Origin of the sequence: Corynebacterium sp. HMSC076D02 (assembly GCF_001813815.1) — a bacterium.
Classification (GTDB): Bacteria; Actinomycetota; Actinomycetes; order Mycobacteriales; family Mycobacteriaceae; genus Corynebacterium; species Corynebacterium simulans.
Genome location: NZ_KV814018.1, coordinates 25,323 through 40,737, shown reverse-complemented (window position 1 = coordinate 40,737; position 15,415 = coordinate 25,323). Strand labels below are relative to the sequence as shown.

Sequence of the window (15,415 nt, the reverse complement as noted above, 5' to 3'; positions counted from 1 at the left end):
TCTACTCAAACGGAACAAAACCTGGGGCACTTCACAGCGAAGCGTTGCTGTCGTCGATAGCGGCAAACCTCGCAATCGGTTTAGCTCGCATGCGCACGGAATTATGGGGCTCGACGGTGTGAACCCGGTGGAGTACTTGGAAAAGGGGCAAAGCGAGTTTCGTGCTTTCGGCGGCAATTACATAAAAGGCACTGTTGCCAAGCTTGAACCTGCCGAGGGCGGCGCATTGGGCTGGCGAGCTTTTACTGTTGAAGGTGATGAAATCCGTGCCAAACATGTCTTGGTCAGCACGGGTATTACGGATGAATTGCCAGATGTTCCCGGTGTAGAGGAGCTGTGGGGCCAACGAATTTTCCATTGCCCGTATTGCCATGGTTATGAAGTGCGTAATCGTCGAATCGCGGTTATCGGCGGCCTCAATCCGGGATTTACTGTGCGGATGGTGCACTTGCTGCGAAAGTGGAGCCCGAACATTACTTTCTTCCCGAATGGTCTTTCTCTTGGCGAAACAGACCTCAAGCAATTCGCCGCGCGTGGCATCGAGGTAAATAACAAGCCTGTGCAGCAGGTTGCCGCCGATCCTGATTTCTCTGAGGGGCTTATCCTCAGCGTGGATGGGGAAAAGATCCGGTTTGAGTCTTGTTTTGTGGGGCCGGCTTTCCACCCGAACCACCAGCTTTTGATTGAAGCAGGCTGTCAGTACGACGAGGACGGATGGGTTCAGCAATCCAACGGACGTACTTCCCAACAAAATCTGTGGGCTGCAGGCAATGTAACCAGTTCACCAGACCAAGTCCCACAAGCTATGGGAGCCGGAGCTGCCACCGCAATTGCGATCGACCAAGCAATGCTGACCGCTGAATTAAGCGAGCTGGTTTAAGTCAATCTTGCTGGTAGCCAGCTTTCGCTACGCGCTTCATGGCGGGGAAGCCGACCGGCGGGCGGCGGCGGAAAAAGAAAAAGGTCGCTGCTCTGTGTGAAGCAGCGACCATTTCTGTCAGCTTGTGCTGATTGTATTGGTCGGGATAACAGGATTTGAACCTGCGACCTCTTCGTCCCGAACGAAGCGCGCTACCAAGCTGCGCCATATCCCGGAAACCGTCTTAAGCGGTACCCGAATACTTTAACGCAGCCTGAGGGTGAACAACAAAACGCCAGATGAGCGGGGACTCTAGCCTGTGGCCAGGATGCGGCGCTAGTTGGCTTCGGTGATGCGCAGCAGCGTCGCGGAAGGTCGGCAGAAGATGCGCACAGGGGCAAACTTCGAGGTGCCGAGGCCGTTGGAAACGTGCATCTTCATCGGGCCGAAGTCATGCAGACCCTGGACACGAGCGCGGTCGATTCCGCAGTTAGTGACCAGTGCGCGGGAGCCCGGCAGACAGATCTGGCCGCCATGGGTGTGGCCGGATAGGGAAAGCTGGTAGCCGTCGGCAGCGAATTGCTCAAGTACGCGCGGCTCAGGGGCGTGGAGCAGTGCCAATGCCAGGTCCGCATCCGGGTTGGGGGCGCCGGCGATCTCTGAATAGTCATCAAGGTCGTGGTGCGGATCATCCACGCCAGCGACGGCGAGCTTGACGTCGCCCACCTTGAATTCCACGCGAGCCTGGTTGGCGTCGTGCCAGCCACGCTCAATGAATGCCGCACGCATGCCCTTCCATGGCAGGTCAACGTAGGAAGGCTCACGCTTGCGGCCCAACAGGTACTTGAATGGGTTGACCGGACGCGGCGCCCAATAGTCGTTGGTGCCGAAGACGAACAGGCCTGGTCGGTTCAGCAGCGGGCCGAGGGCGCGCAGCGTATCGGGCACGCCGCCCTGGTCCGACAGGTTGTCGCCGGTGTTGACCACCAAATCGGGATTCAGCTTATCCAGCGCCGCAACCCACTCAATTTTTGCTTCTTGCCCCGGAATCATGTGCAGATCCGAGATATGGAGGATGCGGAACTCTTCCTCACCGCGCAAAGTGCCCGCAGGCAGCAGCGGCAGCGTGTACTCTTTCAGCTCAAACTTGGTCAGTTCGGTGTAACCCCACGCCAGGGTGCCAAGGCCAGCGGCGGCAATGCCGCCCATAATCGGGAGAATCTTCACCTAATCAAGCCTACCTGGCGTAGATTGAAGTACATGAGCCAGCTTAAAGAAACCATTCGTGGAGATCTGAAGACCGCAATGAAGGCCCGCGAGAAGGAACGCACCAGCGCTATCCGCGCCCTGCTCGCTGCAATTCAGGCAGAAGAAACCAATGGCGCACGCCATGAACTAACCGATGAAGACGTACTCAAGGTCATCGCACGCGAAATCAAGAAGCGCCGCGAGTCCGCTGAGGTATACGCAGAAAATGGCCGCCAGGAGCTGGCCGACGCCGAGCTTGCCGACGTCCCTTACTTCGAGGCCTACCAGCCAGAGCAGCTTGACGACGCCGAGCTGGACACCCTCGTCGGCGAGGCCATCGCTGAGGTAGAAGCAGAAACCGGTGAGACCGTAACCATCAAGCAGATGGGTAATGTGATGAAGGTTGCCACCGCGAAGGCCGCTGGCCGCGCTGATGGCAAGCGCCTTTCCGCGGCTGTAAAGGCAAAGCTGTCTTAAGCCCTAAAAACGCGTACCGCTCTATGCAAATAAGGCGTTCAATCTCCGCGATCGGAGTGCCTTAAATACATAGAGCGGTATTTTTTATGCCCTTCTAGCTTCTCTAGAAGCTAGAGGCCGAAGAAGCTGCGGATGTCGTTAGCGACGGCGTCGATGTCTTCCTGACGGATGAGCGGCTCCGGCGCGGGTTGCTGCTGTTGCTGATCGCCGGAAGGGGCCGAGTTGGCACCGCCGGTGCCGGTCCGTGCTGCTTCGGCGCCTTGGCCGCTACCGTTGGAGGAAGGTGGAGGTGCGGCAGAAGTGCCGTCGGAAAGCTGCAAAGTGACCTCCGCACCCTTCTTGAGGCCCCTTGGCCCAGTAATCGCGCGGACCACGCGGCCATAAGGCACGCCGTTGCCCTGTACTTGCGAGACCTTTACCTCATAGCCCTCGGCCTCTAGCTTGGAGCGAGCCTCGCTTTCGGACTTGCCGCGGATGCTGTCGAAGAGCGAATTGACCTTGCCCTCGTCATAAGCCTTGTTGTAATTCGGAACCGTGCCCTGTGCTGCGGCCGGAATGCTAGAGGCCATCGCGTAGAAGGAACGCGCGGGCTCAAGGCCGCCGAAGAGATCGCCGTAACCACACTGGCGCACCGGGCTGGTACACAGCGAGGAGGTGTTGGTGCCGTCGTTGTAGATATAAGGGGCGGCAGATATAGCGGAGTTAAAGCCCAGGAATGCGGAGGACTGATTGGACTCTGTAGTACCAGTCTTTGCCGCAGCCTTGCCGTTAAAGCCCATCATCTGTGCGGAGGAAGAGGCAGTGCCCTTTTCGGTATCGGCCGTCATGTTGTTGGTTAGCGCATTGGCAATGTCCTTGTTGACGGCGCGCTCGCAATTCGGAACCTTGAGGTAGACCTCGTTGCCGTCCTTGTCCGTGATCTTGCTGATCGGGTTAGGCTCACACCACATTCCCTCCGAGGCCAAGGTTGCGCCGACGTTAGCCAGCTCCAGCGGATCTACGGCAGTCGGTCCAAGCGTGTAAGAACCCAGGTTGGATTCCTTGATGTGTTGGGCGATCGAGGTGTCCTTGTCGTAGCTGCCCTTTTCGCCATAGGAGCGCAGGCCCAGTTTTACGGACATATCTACTACGTGCTCCACGCCGACCTGCTCGATGAGCTTGATGAAGGTCGTATTCGGCGAGAACGCCAAGGCATCCTGCATGGTCATGGTCGCGGCGTAGTTGCCGGCGTTTTCCACGCAATAGCGGTTAGGTGGGCAGCCCGCGGCACCGCCGGAGCCCAAGCCCTCTGCTTCGTAGCGAGTTGGGACATCGAGCTGATTTTTGATGCCATAACCAGACTCCAGAGCGGCAGCGGCGGTAAAGACCTTGAAGACCGAGCCGGCGCCGTTGCCCACTAGGGAGTGCGGCTGCGGGAGCATGGTTTCGTTCTTGTCGAGGTCCAGACCATAGGTGCGGGAGGAGACCATGGCGAGCACTGGGCGGTTGGACTTGCTGGGCTCGACCACGTTCATTACCTCGGCGACACCGGGTGTATTGGGGTCTGTCTGAGAGCGCACCGCATTGAGTGCTTGGTCTTGTACGTCCGGGTTCAGCGTGGTGCGGATGGTGTAGCCGCCGCGGGCGAGCTGCTCGCGGGAGATGCCCTTTTCTTCTAGGTATTCGATGACGTAATCGCAGAAGAAGCCACGATCCTTGGCGCTGATGCAACCGTTAGGAAGCAGGGAAGGCTTATCGAGTACGCCGAGATCTTGCTGGGCGTACTTATCGGCCTCTGCCTGGGTGATGGAACCGCTATCTGCCATGGACTGCAGCACGAGGTTGCGGCGCGAGAGCACCTCGTCCTTATTGGTAAAGGGGTTGAGGTACTCAGAGGATTGGACCATGCCGGCCAGCATCGCTGCCTGTGGCACGGTGAGCTCAGAAGCATGGGTGCCAAAATAGGTGCGCGCAGCGGCCTCGACGCCGTAGGCGTGATTGCCGAAGGGGACGAGGTTCAGGTAATTGCTGAGGATTTCTTCCTTGTCCAGCTTCTTATCGAGGTCCGTTGCCATGCGCATCTCACGCAGCTTGCGCGGTACCGATTGCTCGATGGCGGCGGCGCGTTCTTCCTCCGTTTTGGCATTGACCAGCAGCAGGTAGTTCTTTACATATTGCTGGTTCAAAGTTGAAGCGCCCTGGGAGACGCCGCCGGAAGCCAAGTTGCTCCAGAGGGCACGGAAATTGCCTTGGAAGTCAACGCCCTCGTGCTCGTAGAACCGGCGATCCTCGATGGCGACGATTGCCTGCTTCATCGGTTTGGAAATCTTCTCGGCGCTAACAGGGTGGCGACGCTGCTCATATATATAGGCCAGGCTGTTGCCTTTGGCGTCCAAAATCGTGGATACGCCCGGGGCGTCGCCAGCAGTGAGATCTTGCAGATCTGACTGCATGGTGTCGTTGGTACGGGCAATTGCCACACCAGAAAGACCCGCAAAGGGGGCAATTACTACGGCGATGAGCGCCCCCACGAGAACCGTGGAGAGGGCAATTTTTCCCAGGGATTTGATGACAGTCACGAGAAACACCCTACGTGGTGAAACTGTGAGCGGGGAAGAATGAACTCCCCCCTAAAGTGTGACGTGTTAGACAAGTGCTTACGCGTGTGAATACACTTACCGTTGTTACATAATATTCCGCACTATGAAACATCTTACAAGCGGCTGCGCTGCTTGCATGGGGTTTCATAAAAATTATTCCCAAAGCCGCGGAATAGGTAGTAGAGGAAGGAGCTACCCAGTCATGACCGTAAGCCTGAAGGTAACGGGAGCGTCTAAGTCTGCAAGTGCGACCGAGCGCGGTGAATGGGTAACTCAAGCAAAGTGCCGTAACGGTGACCCAGACGCATTGTTTGTCCGTGGAGCCGAGCAGCGTAAGGCTGCTGTAATTTGCCGCCACTGCCCGGTGCTCAATGAATGCCGTGCCGATGCCCTCGATAACCGCGTGGAATTTGGCGTATGGGGTGGCCTGACTGAGCGCCAGCGCCGTGCGCTGCTGCGCAAGAACCCGCACATCACCAGCTGGGCACACTACCTAGCTGAGGGCGGCGAACTCATCGGTATTTAACCAAATCGCAGGGTTGGTTAACGCGCCATTTTTGCCCTTAGGCCGGTAGAATATGGTCTATGACTAAATGGGAATACGCTACCGCGCCTGTACTGACTCACGCGACCAAGCAGATCCTCGATTCCTGGGGTGAAGATGGTTGGGAGCTGGTTACCATCACTCCCGGCATGAATCCGGAAAATGTCGTGGCTTACTTCAAGCGTGAGGTGGAGCAGTAATGAGCCATCTCACGCGCCTGGCTGATCTTGGATATTCACTGCCCGAGGTGGCAAAGCCGCTTGCTTCCTACGTGCCTGCAGTTCGCGTAGGAGATCAGGTGTGGACCTCCGGTCAGTTGCCTGTAATTGACGGCAATCTGCCTGCCACCGGCAAGGTGGGCGCAGAGGTATCTGTTGAAGATGCGCAAGAATACGCCCGGGTGGCAGCGCTGAATGCTCTCGCAGCTATCGATTCTGTTGTTGGCTTAGACAACGTCTCGCGCGTGGTCAAGGTTGTAGGTTTCGTGGCTTCGGCACCTGACTTTGTGGAGCAGGCTGCTGTTATCAACGGTGCTTCTGACTTCATCGGAGAGCTATTCGGAGAGGCTGGCACTCACGCTCGCTCGGCTGTGGGCGTGGCCGTTTTGCCGAAAAACTCGCCCGTCGAGGTTGAAGTTATCGTAGAAATTTCTAAGTGATCGGATAGGCTTAGTAATCATGGAGCATCCTGCATACAGCCAATTGCGTCCCGTGACTCAATCCGTGGGCGTTGTTCTTTGTGACAACCCAAGCTACACGGCACTTGAGGGAACCAACACGTGGATCATTCGCGCTAACGAAGATTCCAGGGCCATCGTTGTTGATCCGGGCCCAGAAGATGAAGGTCACCTCAACGTCGTCAGCGCTAACGCTGGCGAGGTGGCGCTGATTTTGGTTACCCACCGTCACGATGATCACGCATCGGGTGCGCAGCGTCTTCGCCAGCTCACCGGTGCACCGATCCGCGCTTTCGACCCGAACTACTGCAATGGAGCAGAGGCGCTTGTCGACGGCGAAATTATCACCGTCGACGGAATCACCCCGCAGCTAGAGGTGGTCCACACCCCAGGGCACACTGCGGATTCCACCTCTTTCTTTGTGTGGTCTGGAGTTGCCAAGGATTCTCAGCTCGAGGGAATCATGACCGGTGACACCATTGCCGGCCGCCACACCGTCTTGCTGTCTGAGACCGACGGTGACTTGGGCGAATACTTGAAGACCTTGGACATGCTGGAAGAGCGCGGCAAGGACATCCCGCTGCTGCCTGGCCACGGCCCAGATTTGGATGATGTTTCCCAGGTTGCGCGCAAGTACATTGACCGTCGCTACCACCGTCTTGAGCAGATCAAGGAAATCCACGGCCGCTTGGGCGAGGACATTGATCTCAAGACTTTGGTCGATGAGATGTATGACGACGTTGACCCAGTTCTGCGGCATGCAGCTGAGCAGTCCACTCGTACTACTTTGAAGTACTTAGCTGCGCGCAAGTAGGCGGGGCAAATAAACTGCCTGAACAAAACCGCTAAAACTAAAAATAATCTCCCGGCCTCCTGAATAGGGAAGCTGGGAGATTACTTTTAGTTTTAAGGCTATTAGCGAGCGCGCTTTGCCAGGTGCTCGGTATCCACGATGAGGACGGACTTGCCTTCGAGGCGGATCCAACCGCGGTGCGCGAAGGTAGCTAGAGCCTTGTTGACGGTCTCGCGGGAAGCGCCGACCAGCTGGGCGATCTCTTCCTGGGTGAGGTCGTGGTTGACGCGCAGTGCGCCACCTTCCTGCACGCCGAAGCGGTTAGCCAGCTGCAGCAGGGTCTTAGCAACGCGGCCCGGAACGTCGGTGAAGATGAGGTCCGCGAGGTTCGCGTTGGTGCGGCGCAGGCGGCGAGCCAGAACGCGCAGCAACTGCTGGGCGATGGCAGGGTGATCAGCGACCCACTGCTTGAGCATCTCGGAGTTCATGGTGGCTGCCTGCACCTCGGTGACGCAGACTGCGGAGGAGGTGCGTGGGCCTGGATCGAAGATGGAGAGCTCGCCGAACATATCGGAAGGGCCCATGACGGTCAGCAGGTTCTCGCGGCCATCCGGAGCGTGGCGGGCCAGCTTAATCTTGCCCGAGGTGATGATGTAGAGACGGTCACCGGGCTCGCCTTCATCAAAAATGGTGGTTCCGCGCGGGAATCGGACGGTTTCCATCTGCTCAATGAGGTTCTGTACCGCGACGGGATCAACGCCCTGGAAAATGCCAGCGCGAGAAAGAATGTCCTGTACGCCTTCCACGATTTACTCCTTGAAGTCAATGGGGGGTAGTGGTGTTGAAATGCTCAGAACTCTTCCAAGCATTTGACGCGTGTGTAACGAAAACCTAGATGTGTTCTAGCGATACAGGCGCGCGCCCCTATGTAACTCATCTCATCCTACAGTGTAATTTGTCACTTTATCTAACCTCGTGAAAAATTGTCACAGCTTAGAGGAGGTCAGGGGCGTATGCGAAGAAATTTCTTAGTTTCCGAGGACCTTCGCCTCAAGCTTTTCCATGAGGATTGCAAACAGTGCGAGGGCGACGGGCACGATGATAACCAGTGAGACCATGCCCGCCATTCTACTAAGGTAGGAAAGATGTCTGAGTCATCGCCCGCTAGCCGTGCATCGCGCATCAATGACCTGCTAGCAACGGAGTACCCCGACGCCGAATGCGAACTAGATTTTCGCAATCCCCTAGAGCTGCTCGTAGCCACGGTGCTCTCGGCACAATGCACCGATGCCAGGGTCAACCAGGTTACCCCGGAGCTTTTTGAAGAGTATCCCTCTGCCGCGCATTATGCCGCGGCCCGAAGGGCCGACCTGGAGGCTGTTTTGCGCCCGCTGGGCTTTCAGCGCGCGAAGGCGGGGCACTTGCTGGGCATCGGCGAGAAAATCATGGCCGATTTCGATGGGCAAGTCCCTACCGGGATTAAGGAGCTGACCTCTTTGCCCGGCGTGGGCCGCAAGACTGCGCTGGTGGTACGTGGCAATGCCTTTGGGCTGCCGGGGATTACTGTGGATACCCACTTCGGAAGGCTCATGCAGCGCATGGCTTTGAGCGAATCCAAGACGCCGCTGCAGATTGAAAAGGACATAGCCCAGCTGCTGCCGGAGGAAGAATGGACGATGTTTTCGCATCGCATCATCTTCCATGGCCGCCGTGTTTGCCATGCGCGTTCCCCGCAATGCGGTGCCTGTGTAGTGCGTCATTTGTGTCCTACGGGCGCCGCACCTCCTGATGTCCGGTAGGGGCAGTAAGGTATTGCGCATGAACAGGCCCAACGTTTATGTCATCGGTTCGCTCATCGCAGCAGTGCTTGTTGCCTTGGTGGCCTTTGTTGGAGCACGCAGCCTTTTGGGCGCAGGCCAGGATTCCGCAAACAGTGCCTCAAACAGTTCCCAGAATGCGGCCCAGAATGCGGCCCAAGGCGCGGACCAGAGCGCTACTGCGGGTGTTGGCGCGAACGCGGACGTCGCCAAGCGCCCGGCGTGTCCGGAAGGGCCGGTCGCCGGAGTAGAACTTGAGTGCTTGGGCGCGCAGGCCAAGGGGAAGGCAAAGGATGTGCAGGTCATCAACGTCTGGGCCTGGTGGTGCGAGCCTTGCCGAGCTGAGCTGCCGTATGTGCGCCAGATTGCGGATGAGCATCCCGAATGGTCCGTCGTGGGAGTGCATGCGGATAAGAATGCAGCAAATGGCGCGGCCTTTTTGGAAGACCTCGGCGTGAATCTCGCAAGCTACCAAGACTCCGATAATTCCTTCGCCGGCACCCTGGGTCTTCCCGGCGTCATCCCGGTCACCGTCGTGGCCTATAAGGGCGAGGTGAAAAAGCAGTACGTCAAGCCTTTTAAGTCGGAGGAAGAGCTGGAGAAGGCCGTGGAGGAGGCCCTGCGATGAGCACGCGGGAACGCACGGTCTTTCCAGAACGAGCGCCGGGGTGGCTGCGTCCTGCCTTAGGCGTGGATGCGCGGGCGGTGCAGGAGCGAATCGGCAACCGGGATGCGGATCGCTTTACCCAAACCACACCACCGGTGCGGCGTGAGTCTGCCGTTTTGGTCCTGTTCAAAGGCTCTAGTTTTAAGGATGGGGAAGTGCTGCTCACACACCGTTCGCCCACCATGCGCTCTCATTCAGGCCAAATTGCTTTCCCTGGCGGACGGCGGGACCCAGAAGACGCCACGCTTGTCGACGTTGCACTACGCGAGGCCTGGGAAGAAACCGGGCTGGAGCGCGCGAGTGTGACTGCCCTGGAAGTGTGGGAGCAGTTGCATATTCGTGCAACGGGTAACCCTGTAAGCCCGGTCTTGGCCTACTGGCACTCCCCGGGCGAGGTCTGGGCTGCCAGCCCGGAAGAGACCGATGACGTGTTTTGGTATCCATTGCGTGAGCTCGCGGAGCCGAAGAATCGTTTGTTGGTGGGCTTCGGTCCGTGGCATGGCCCGGCCTTTTATACGAATGACTACCTCGTGTGGGGGTTTACTGCCGGAATTCTGGCAACAATATTGGAGCACGCTGGGTGGGAGCGCACATGGGATAACAATTCCGTGCATGATCTGCACGGCGCACTAAGCCGCTCCCGGAATAATGAGAAGATGTTTTAGCTTTCGCAGGCTACTTACGGCTCTTCTTAGACAATAGAAAAAGAAAGATTTTCCTCCCGTGACCCTGACCCTCGCCCTAGACCTCCTGATCATGGTCGCCGTATTGCTCGCCTTGGTGGCGGGCTGGCGCCAAGGAGCTATCTCTGCCGTGCTTTCCTTCGTGGGCATCGTGGCAGGCGTTGTGTTGGGCACGGTGCTGGCCCCCGTTGCCATGCAGCTTACGGACCAAGCGGCTTTGCGCTTCCTGCTGGCCATCGGCGTGCTTATTCTGCTCGTGGGCGTCGGCCAGCTCATCGGCGCAAGCATCGGTGCGCGCTTGCGCGATAGAATGCGGACCCGGCAAAAGCAGCGCGTGGATTCTTTCATCGGTGCCGGCTTCCAGGCAGTGGCTGCGATCTTTGTGATTTGGTTGGTTTCGCTGCCCTTGGCCTCCAATGTGGGCGGTACCCCAGGCAAGGCCTTGCGCGAATCACGCATTCTGACGGCGCTTAATGGGGTGGCGCCTACGCAGCTGGCTGCGTTGCCGAATGGTGTCGCGGCGATGCTGAATGAATCCGGCCTGCCGCCGCTGGTCTCGCCGTGGCAGACTTCCGACTCAGCCGTCGAGGTGGCCGCGCCGCCACAGGACGTGAACGATCCTGCGCTGGTAGAGCAGCTGCGTCCATCAATTATTCACGTGCTTGGCGACGCAGAGGTTTGCTCCCGCCGCTTGATGGGTTCCGGCTTCGTCGCGGCCGATGATTACGTGATCACTAACGCCCACGTGGTAGCCGGCACTGAGAAGGTGCACCTCGATACCGTGTTGGGGCTGCGCGAAGCGCAGGTGGTTTATTACAACCCGGACGTCGATATTGCTGTGCTGCACAGCAAGAACCTGGGAATTGCTCCGCTTGAGTGGGCTGAACAACCGGCAGATACCGGCGATGACGTAATGGTCATGGGCTTCCCGCACTCCGGGCCGTTCGACGCCGGCATGGCGCGGGTGCGCGAGCGCATCACCATTGCTGGGCCGGATATCTATTCCAAGGGCCGCGTCGAGCGTGATGCTTATACGGTGCGCGGCACCATTCGCCAGGGAAATTCAGGTGGCCCGATAGTCAATGACATGGGCCAGGTGTTGGGCGTGGTCTTCGGCGCTTCCGTGGATGATGCGGAGACCGGCTACGCTCTTACCGCCGACGAGGTAAAAAACCACATCGGCGATATCACGCAGCTGCGGAGCCCGGCAGACACCGGCAGCTGCGTTGCTAGCTAGCTTTTGGTCAGCCCCAAGTTGCTGCCCGTGCCAATCTCCAAGTGCATGCCTGGAACCGAGTTGATGAGGTTGCGGGTGTATTCCTCTTGCGGGTTGTTGAAGATGGCCTCGGAGGTGCCAGCCTCCATGACCTTGCCTTTGCGCATAACCACGACGTCGTCGGCAGTCTGACGCACCACGGCTAGGTCGTGGGTGATGAACAGGTAAGACAGCTTGAGCTCGGACTGCAGCTGCGCCAAGAGCTTGATGATCTGGTCTTGGACCAGCACGTCGAGTGCGGAGACCGCCTCGTCGAGAACAATGACCTCTGGGTGCAGGGCCAAGGCACGAGCGATGGCGATACGCTGACGCTGACCACCGGAAAGCTCGTTCGGGTAGCGGCGCATTGCAGAACGCGGCATTGCCACCATGTCGAGCAACTCTGCAACGCGGGCCTCGCGCTCTTTGCGGTTACCCACCTTGTGTAGCGCGAGTGGTTCTTCGATGCACTTGTAAATGGAATACATCGGATCCAAGGAACCATATGGGTTCTGGAAGACCACCTGCATCTTGCGGCGCAGCTGGAAAAGCTCCTTCTTGGACAGCTTCGAGGTGTCCTTGCCCTCGAACTCGATGGTGCCGGAGGTCGGGGAGAGCAGGCCCAGCACCATGTTTGCCACGGTGGACTTGCCCGAACCAGACTCGCCCACGAGTGCCATGGTGGTGCCGCGACGGATATCAAAAGAGACGTCGTCGACTGCCTTGAGCAGTTTCTTCTCGCCGCGCTGACCGCGGATATCGAATTCCTTATTCAGGTTGCGCACGGAGATGACGGCTTCATCTTCGATGTTGGCGCTGTGCGAAGCCGCGGCCTTGAGCTCTGTGCTTTCCACGCCTGCCTCTTGGGCAGCGCGGATGCGCGAGGAAGCCAAGGAAGGCGCTGCGGTAACCAGACGCTGGGTATATGGGTGCTCCGGATCGCGCAGAATCTCGCGCGAAGGGCCAGACTCCACGATGCGGCCGCGGTGCATCACGATGAGGTGCTCGGCGCGTTCTGCCGCCAAGCCCAGGTCGTGGGTAATAAATAGCACGGCGTTGCCCAGCTCTTCAGCGAGGTGACCCAGGTGATCCAGGATGGTCTTCTGCACGGTCACGTCCAGCGCCGAGGTGGGCTCGTCGGCAATCAGCAGCTTTGGGCGCGCAGCCAGGCCGATGCCGATGAGTGCGCGCTGGCGCATGCCGCCAGAAAACTCGTGTGGATACTGCTTGGCGCGACGCGCGGCGTCGGGAAGCCCTGCTTCCTCCAGGATCTGCACGACGCGCTTTTCGCGCTCGGAGCCCTCCAGCACGTTGTTGGCCTTCAGCGACTCTTCGACCTGGGTGCCGATACGCCAGACCGGGTTCAAGTTGGACATTGGATCCTGCGGAACCAAGCCGATCTTGTTTCCGCGCAGGGCCTCGAACTGCTTGTCGTTGTAGTGGGTGATGTCCTCACCCTCGAAGAGGATTTGTCCCTTCGTCACCTTGCCGGTGCCCGGCAGAAGTCCCAGGATGGACATCGCGGTTGTGGACTTACCGGAACCGGACTCGCCCACGATTGCCACGGACTGGCCTGGGTAGATGGTCATGTTGACGCCACGTACTGCCTCGACGGTGCCGGTGGAGGACTCGAAGGAGATGTGGACGTCCTTCATTTCAAGAAGTGGCTTATTCATTAGCGATTCCTTGCCTTCGGGTCGAGGGCGTCGCGGACGACGTCGCCCATCATGATGAAGCTCAGAACGGTCAGGCCCAGAGCGCCTGCCGGGTAGAACAAAACGGCTGGATTCATGCGCAGGGAGGCCTGTGCATCAGAGATGTCGCCGCCCCACGAGACGAACGTGGAGGGCAGGCCGATGCCGAGGAAGGACAGCGTGGCCTCGGCAACGATGTAGGTGCCCAGCGCGACGGTGGCATAAGAAATGATCGGAGCCGCAGCGTTCGGCAGGACGTGGCTAAACAGGATGCGGGCGTTGGAAGCACCGATGGAACGCGCGGATTGGACGAATTCCTCGTTCTTGATGGATACAACGGCACCGCGGGTGATGCGGGCGATGGATACCCAGCCGAACAAGCCAAGTACGAGAACCACAGTGATGATGGTGCGGTGCTCCTTGAACATCTGCATGACAACGATGGCCGCCAACACCAGCGGGATGGCGAAGAAGATATCGGTGATGCGGGAGAGAACAGCGTCAATCCAACCGCCGAAGAAGCCGGCTATGGCGCCCACTAGGGCACCGATGATGACCACGAGGAGGGTGGTCAAAACACCGACGATCACGGATGCGCGTGCGCCGTAGATAACGCGGGCGTAGATATCGCAGCCCTGGCGGTTAAAGCCGAATGGGTGGCCTGCCTCTGCTGGGTCGAGCGACTTGGAGAGCTCGCACATACGCGGGTCAGTATTGGTGAAAAGGCCGGGGAAGAGCGCGAGGAGAATCGCCAAGGTGATCATCACGGCGGCGACCCAGAACAATGGGCGGCGGCGCAGGTAACGCCATGCTTCGCCCCACTGGGAGGAAGGGGCGGATTCATCCTTGACAGCGTCGACGGCGCCGAGGCCGGTCTCGTCGACGTCGGAGATGAAGTGCTCCTGGCCTGGGTACTGGGTGGTCTTGTCGAGTTTAGGCATAGCGGATCCTCGGGTCGAGTACTGCGTAGAGGAGGTCAACCAGCAGGTTGGCGATGATGTAGATGATCACCAGCACGGTGGTGAAGGAGACGATTGTGGTCGGCTCGCCGCGCAGGATGGCTTGGTACATGGTGCCGCCGACGCCGTTGATGCCGAAGATTCCTTCGGTGACGATGGCGCCGGTCATCAGCGCACCGATGTCGGCGCCGATGAAGGTGGCAACGGGGATAAGCGAGTTGCGCAGCGCGTGTCGGCGGGTAACAGCCCCGCTGGAAAGACCTTTTGCGCGCGCGGTGCGTACGTAGTCAGCGCGTAGGTTCTCGGCCACAGACTGACGTGTCAGGCGGATGACGTATGCCAGGGACAGCGCACCCAGGACGATGGCCGGCATGAGCAGGGCTTCGAAGGAAGCCTTAGCGCCGACGGTTACGGGCAGCAGCTGCCATTTAATACCGATGAGGTACTGGAAGACGAAGCCAATGACGAAGGAAGGAACGGCGATAACCAAGAGGGACACGACCAAGACGGTGGAATCAAAGAAACCGCCGCGGCGCATGCCGGCGATGACGCCGAAGAGAATGCCGAAGACCGTCTCGAAGACGATGGCCATGAGCGTCAGCTTCACCGTGACGGGGAAGGCATTAGCCATGACCTGAGTGACCGGGACGCCGGAGAAGGTCGTGCCGAAGTCCAGCATGAAGATGCCCTTGATGTAGAGCAGGTACTGGACAATGAATGGCTTGTCGAGGTTGTATTCCGCCTCGATCCTGGCGCGAGCTGCCTCGGTGAGGCCGCGGTCGCCGCCGAGGGCTTCGACCGGGTCACCGGGCATCAAGAAAACCAGTGCGTAGATGAGCAGGGTGGCTCCGAAGAACACCGGGATCATCTGGAGCACTCGTCGCCCGATATAGCGCAACATAGTGTCGTCCTTTACTAGTTGTGTACATTCGCTTGCCGACGCCGCGTGGAACCTGGCGGGTCCGTGCGTATTTACGCTGTGGCAGAGGCTGCTTACGCGTTTATTAAAATCTGTCGCCTGTCTGGCTATAGGAAATCGTAGTTTGTGACCTATCTCAATGTGCAATATGCAGGCGTTATCGAATTATTAGAGGGGTAGTGCGCGGGGGCCTTGTCAATAACGGGCCTAGTCCGTAACAGAAACTGTGGGATGTGCAAACCGAG

The 15,415-nt window shown here is 58.7% G+C and carries 16 protein-coding genes and 1 tRNA gene; 10 read left to right on the top strand and 7 right to left on the bottom strand.

The window, feature by feature from the left end; genetic code table 11:
* The coding region (locus tag HMPREF2935_RS00535) for an NAD(P)/FAD-dependent oxidoreductase (RefSeq protein ID WP_246817745.1) at positions 1 to 880 on the top strand (880 nt) is incomplete at its 5' end.
* A 137-nt stretch (positions 881 to 1,017) separates the two neighbouring features.
* Here the strand turns inward: HMPREF2935_RS00535 and HMPREF2935_RS00530 are convergent.
* Positions 1,018 to 1,094 (bottom strand) — tRNA-Pro (locus tag HMPREF2935_RS00530).
* Between the two features lie 101 nt (positions 1,095 to 1,195).
* A complete protein-coding gene (locus HMPREF2935_RS00525; protein WP_371326192.1) occupies positions 1,196 to 2,068 on the bottom strand; it encodes a metallophosphoesterase in 873 nt (290 codons plus the stop codon).
* 51 nt (positions 2,069 to 2,119) lie between these two features.
* On the opposite strand from HMPREF2935_RS00525, the gene HMPREF2935_RS00520 reads away from it, so the two are divergent.
* Positions 2,120 to 2,584: a GatB/YqeY domain-containing protein gene (locus HMPREF2935_RS00520; RefSeq protein WP_061920175.1), complete on the top strand. Its 465-nt coding sequence runs from the start codon at positions 2,120 to 2,122 to the stop codon at positions 2,582 to 2,584.
* 110 nt (positions 2,585 to 2,694) lie between these two features.
* Here HMPREF2935_RS00520 and HMPREF2935_RS00515 read toward each other — a convergent pair whose 3' ends face one another.
* Positions 2,695 to 5,142, bottom strand: coding sequence for a transglycosylase domain-containing protein (locus HMPREF2935_RS00515; protein WP_070731542.1), 2,448 nt, complete (start codon positions 5,140 to 5,142; stop codon positions 2,695 to 2,697).
* A gap of 223 nt (positions 5,143 to 5,365) precedes the next feature.
* Here HMPREF2935_RS00515 and HMPREF2935_RS00510 point away from each other — a divergent pair, with 223 nt between their 5' ends.
* The 4 genes from HMPREF2935_RS00510 to HMPREF2935_RS00500 are packed head-to-tail and all read left to right on the top strand — an operon-like array spanning position 5,366 to position 7,197.
* Entirely contained in the window at positions 5,366 to 5,689 is a 324-nt protein-coding gene (locus HMPREF2935_RS00510; RefSeq protein ID WP_061920180.1) for a WhiB family transcriptional regulator, read from the top strand.
* A 59-nt stretch (positions 5,690 to 5,748) separates the two neighbouring features.
* Complete coding sequence (locus HMPREF2935_RS12895) at positions 5,749 to 5,907, top strand: Sp36 family protein (protein ID WP_086892235.1); 159 nt, start codon at positions 5,749 to 5,751, stop codon at positions 5,905 to 5,907.
* Positions 5,907 to 6,365: a RidA family protein gene (locus HMPREF2935_RS00505; protein WP_061920182.1), complete on the top strand. Its 459-nt coding sequence runs from the start codon at positions 5,907 to 5,909 to the stop codon at positions 6,363 to 6,365. Before HMPREF2935_RS12895 ends, HMPREF2935_RS00505 begins: the two co-directional genes overlap by 1 nt.
* Before the next feature lie 19 nt (positions 6,366 to 6,384).
* Positions 6,385 to 7,197 (top strand): MBL fold metallo-hydrolase, encoded by an 813-nt coding sequence (locus HMPREF2935_RS00500; protein ID WP_061920184.1) that lies wholly within the window; start codon positions 6,385 to 6,387, stop codon positions 7,195 to 7,197.
* Positions 7,198 to 7,298: 101 nt separating this feature from the next.
* Here the strand turns inward: HMPREF2935_RS00500 and glxR are convergent, their stop codons facing one another.
* Positions 7,299 to 7,982, bottom strand: coding sequence for a CRP-like cAMP-activated global transcriptional regulator GlxR (gene glxR, locus HMPREF2935_RS00495; protein WP_061920186.1), 684 nt, complete (start codon positions 7,980 to 7,982; stop codon positions 7,299 to 7,301).
* 339 nt (positions 7,983 to 8,321) lie between these two features.
* Here glxR and nth point away from each other — a divergent pair, with 339 nt between their 5' ends.
* From nth to HMPREF2935_RS00475, 4 genes are read left to right on the top strand one after another with little or no spacing between them, the layout of a single operon-like run.
* Positions 8,322 to 8,975, top strand: coding sequence for an endonuclease III (gene nth, locus HMPREF2935_RS00490; protein ID WP_061920188.1), 654 nt, complete (start codon positions 8,322 to 8,324; stop codon positions 8,973 to 8,975).
* Positions 8,976 to 8,994: 19 nt separating this feature from the next.
* Positions 8,995 to 9,621 (top strand): TlpA family protein disulfide reductase, encoded by a 627-nt coding sequence (locus HMPREF2935_RS00485; RefSeq protein WP_061920190.1) that lies wholly within the window; start codon positions 8,995 to 8,997, stop codon positions 9,619 to 9,621.
* Entirely contained in the window at positions 9,618 to 10,325 is a 708-nt protein-coding gene (locus tag HMPREF2935_RS00480; RefSeq protein WP_061920192.1) for an NUDIX hydrolase, read from the top strand. Before HMPREF2935_RS00485 ends, HMPREF2935_RS00480 begins: the two co-directional genes overlap by 4 nt.
* A 58-nt stretch (positions 10,326 to 10,383) precedes the next feature.
* A complete protein-coding gene (locus tag HMPREF2935_RS00475; RefSeq protein ID WP_201040623.1) occupies positions 10,384 to 11,580 on the top strand; it encodes a MarP family serine protease in 1,197 nt (398 codons plus the stop codon).
* Here HMPREF2935_RS00475 and HMPREF2935_RS00470 read toward each other — a convergent pair.
* Genes HMPREF2935_RS00470 through HMPREF2935_RS00460 form a run of 3 tightly spaced genes read right to left on the bottom strand, consistent with a single transcriptional unit; the run spans position 11,577 to position 15,152 of the window.
* Positions 11,577 to 13,274: a dipeptide ABC transporter ATP-binding protein gene (locus HMPREF2935_RS00470; protein ID WP_061920195.1), complete on the bottom strand. Its 1,698-nt coding sequence runs from the start codon at positions 13,272 to 13,274 to the stop codon at positions 11,577 to 11,579. The two genes, HMPREF2935_RS00475 and HMPREF2935_RS00470, sit on opposite strands and share 4 nt — an antisense overlap.
* Positions 13,274 to 14,233, bottom strand: coding sequence for an ABC transporter permease (locus HMPREF2935_RS00465; protein ID WP_061920197.1), 960 nt, complete (start codon positions 14,231 to 14,233; stop codon positions 13,274 to 13,276). Before HMPREF2935_RS00465 ends, HMPREF2935_RS00470 begins: the two co-directional genes overlap by 1 nt.
* Positions 14,226 to 15,152 (bottom strand): ABC transporter permease, encoded by a 927-nt coding sequence (locus HMPREF2935_RS00460; protein ID WP_070731541.1) that lies wholly within the window; start codon positions 15,150 to 15,152, stop codon positions 14,226 to 14,228. The genes HMPREF2935_RS00465 and HMPREF2935_RS00460 overlap by 8 nt, the downstream gene beginning before the upstream one ends.
* Between the last annotated feature and the right edge of the window lie 263 nt (positions 15,153 to 15,415).

Coding starts and splice junctions, on each gene's coding strand:
- HMPREF2935_RS00525 (WP_371326192.1), bottom strand. CDS start 2,068: ATGGGCGGCATTGCCGCCGCTGGCCTTGGCACCCTGGCGTGGGGTTAC.
- HMPREF2935_RS00520 (WP_061920175.1), top strand. CDS start 2,120: ATGAGCCAGCTTAAAGAAACCATTCGTGGAGATCTGAAGACCGCAATG.
- HMPREF2935_RS00510 (WP_061920180.1), top strand. CDS start 5,366: ATGACCGTAAGCCTGAAGGTAACGGGAGCGTCTAAGTCTGCAAGTGCG.
- HMPREF2935_RS12895 (WP_086892235.1), top strand. CDS start 5,749: ATGACTAAATGGGAATACGCTACCGCGCCTGTACTGACTCACGCGACC.
- HMPREF2935_RS00505 (WP_061920182.1), top strand. CDS start 5,907: ATGAGCCATCTCACGCGCCTGGCTGATCTTGGATATTCACTGCCCGAG.
- HMPREF2935_RS00500 (WP_061920184.1), top strand. CDS start 6,385: ATGGAGCATCCTGCATACAGCCAATTGCGTCCCGTGACTCAATCCGTG.
- nth (WP_061920188.1), top strand. CDS start 8,322: ATGTCTGAGTCATCGCCCGCTAGCCGTGCATCGCGCATCAATGACCTG.
- HMPREF2935_RS00485 (WP_061920190.1), top strand. CDS start 8,995: ATGAACAGGCCCAACGTTTATGTCATCGGTTCGCTCATCGCAGCAGTG.
- HMPREF2935_RS00480 (WP_061920192.1), top strand. CDS start 9,618: ATGAGCACGCGGGAACGCACGGTCTTTCCAGAACGAGCGCCGGGGTGG.
- HMPREF2935_RS00470 (WP_061920195.1), bottom strand. CDS start 13,274: ATGAATAAGCCACTTCTTGAAATGAAGGACGTCCACATCTCCTTCGAG.
- HMPREF2935_RS00465 (WP_061920197.1), bottom strand. CDS start 14,233: ATGCCTAAACTCGACAAGACCACCCAGTACCCAGGCCAGGAGCACTTC.
- HMPREF2935_RS00460 (WP_070731541.1), bottom strand. CDS start 15,152: ATGTTGCGCTATATCGGGCGACGAGTGCTCCAGATGATCCCGGTGTTC.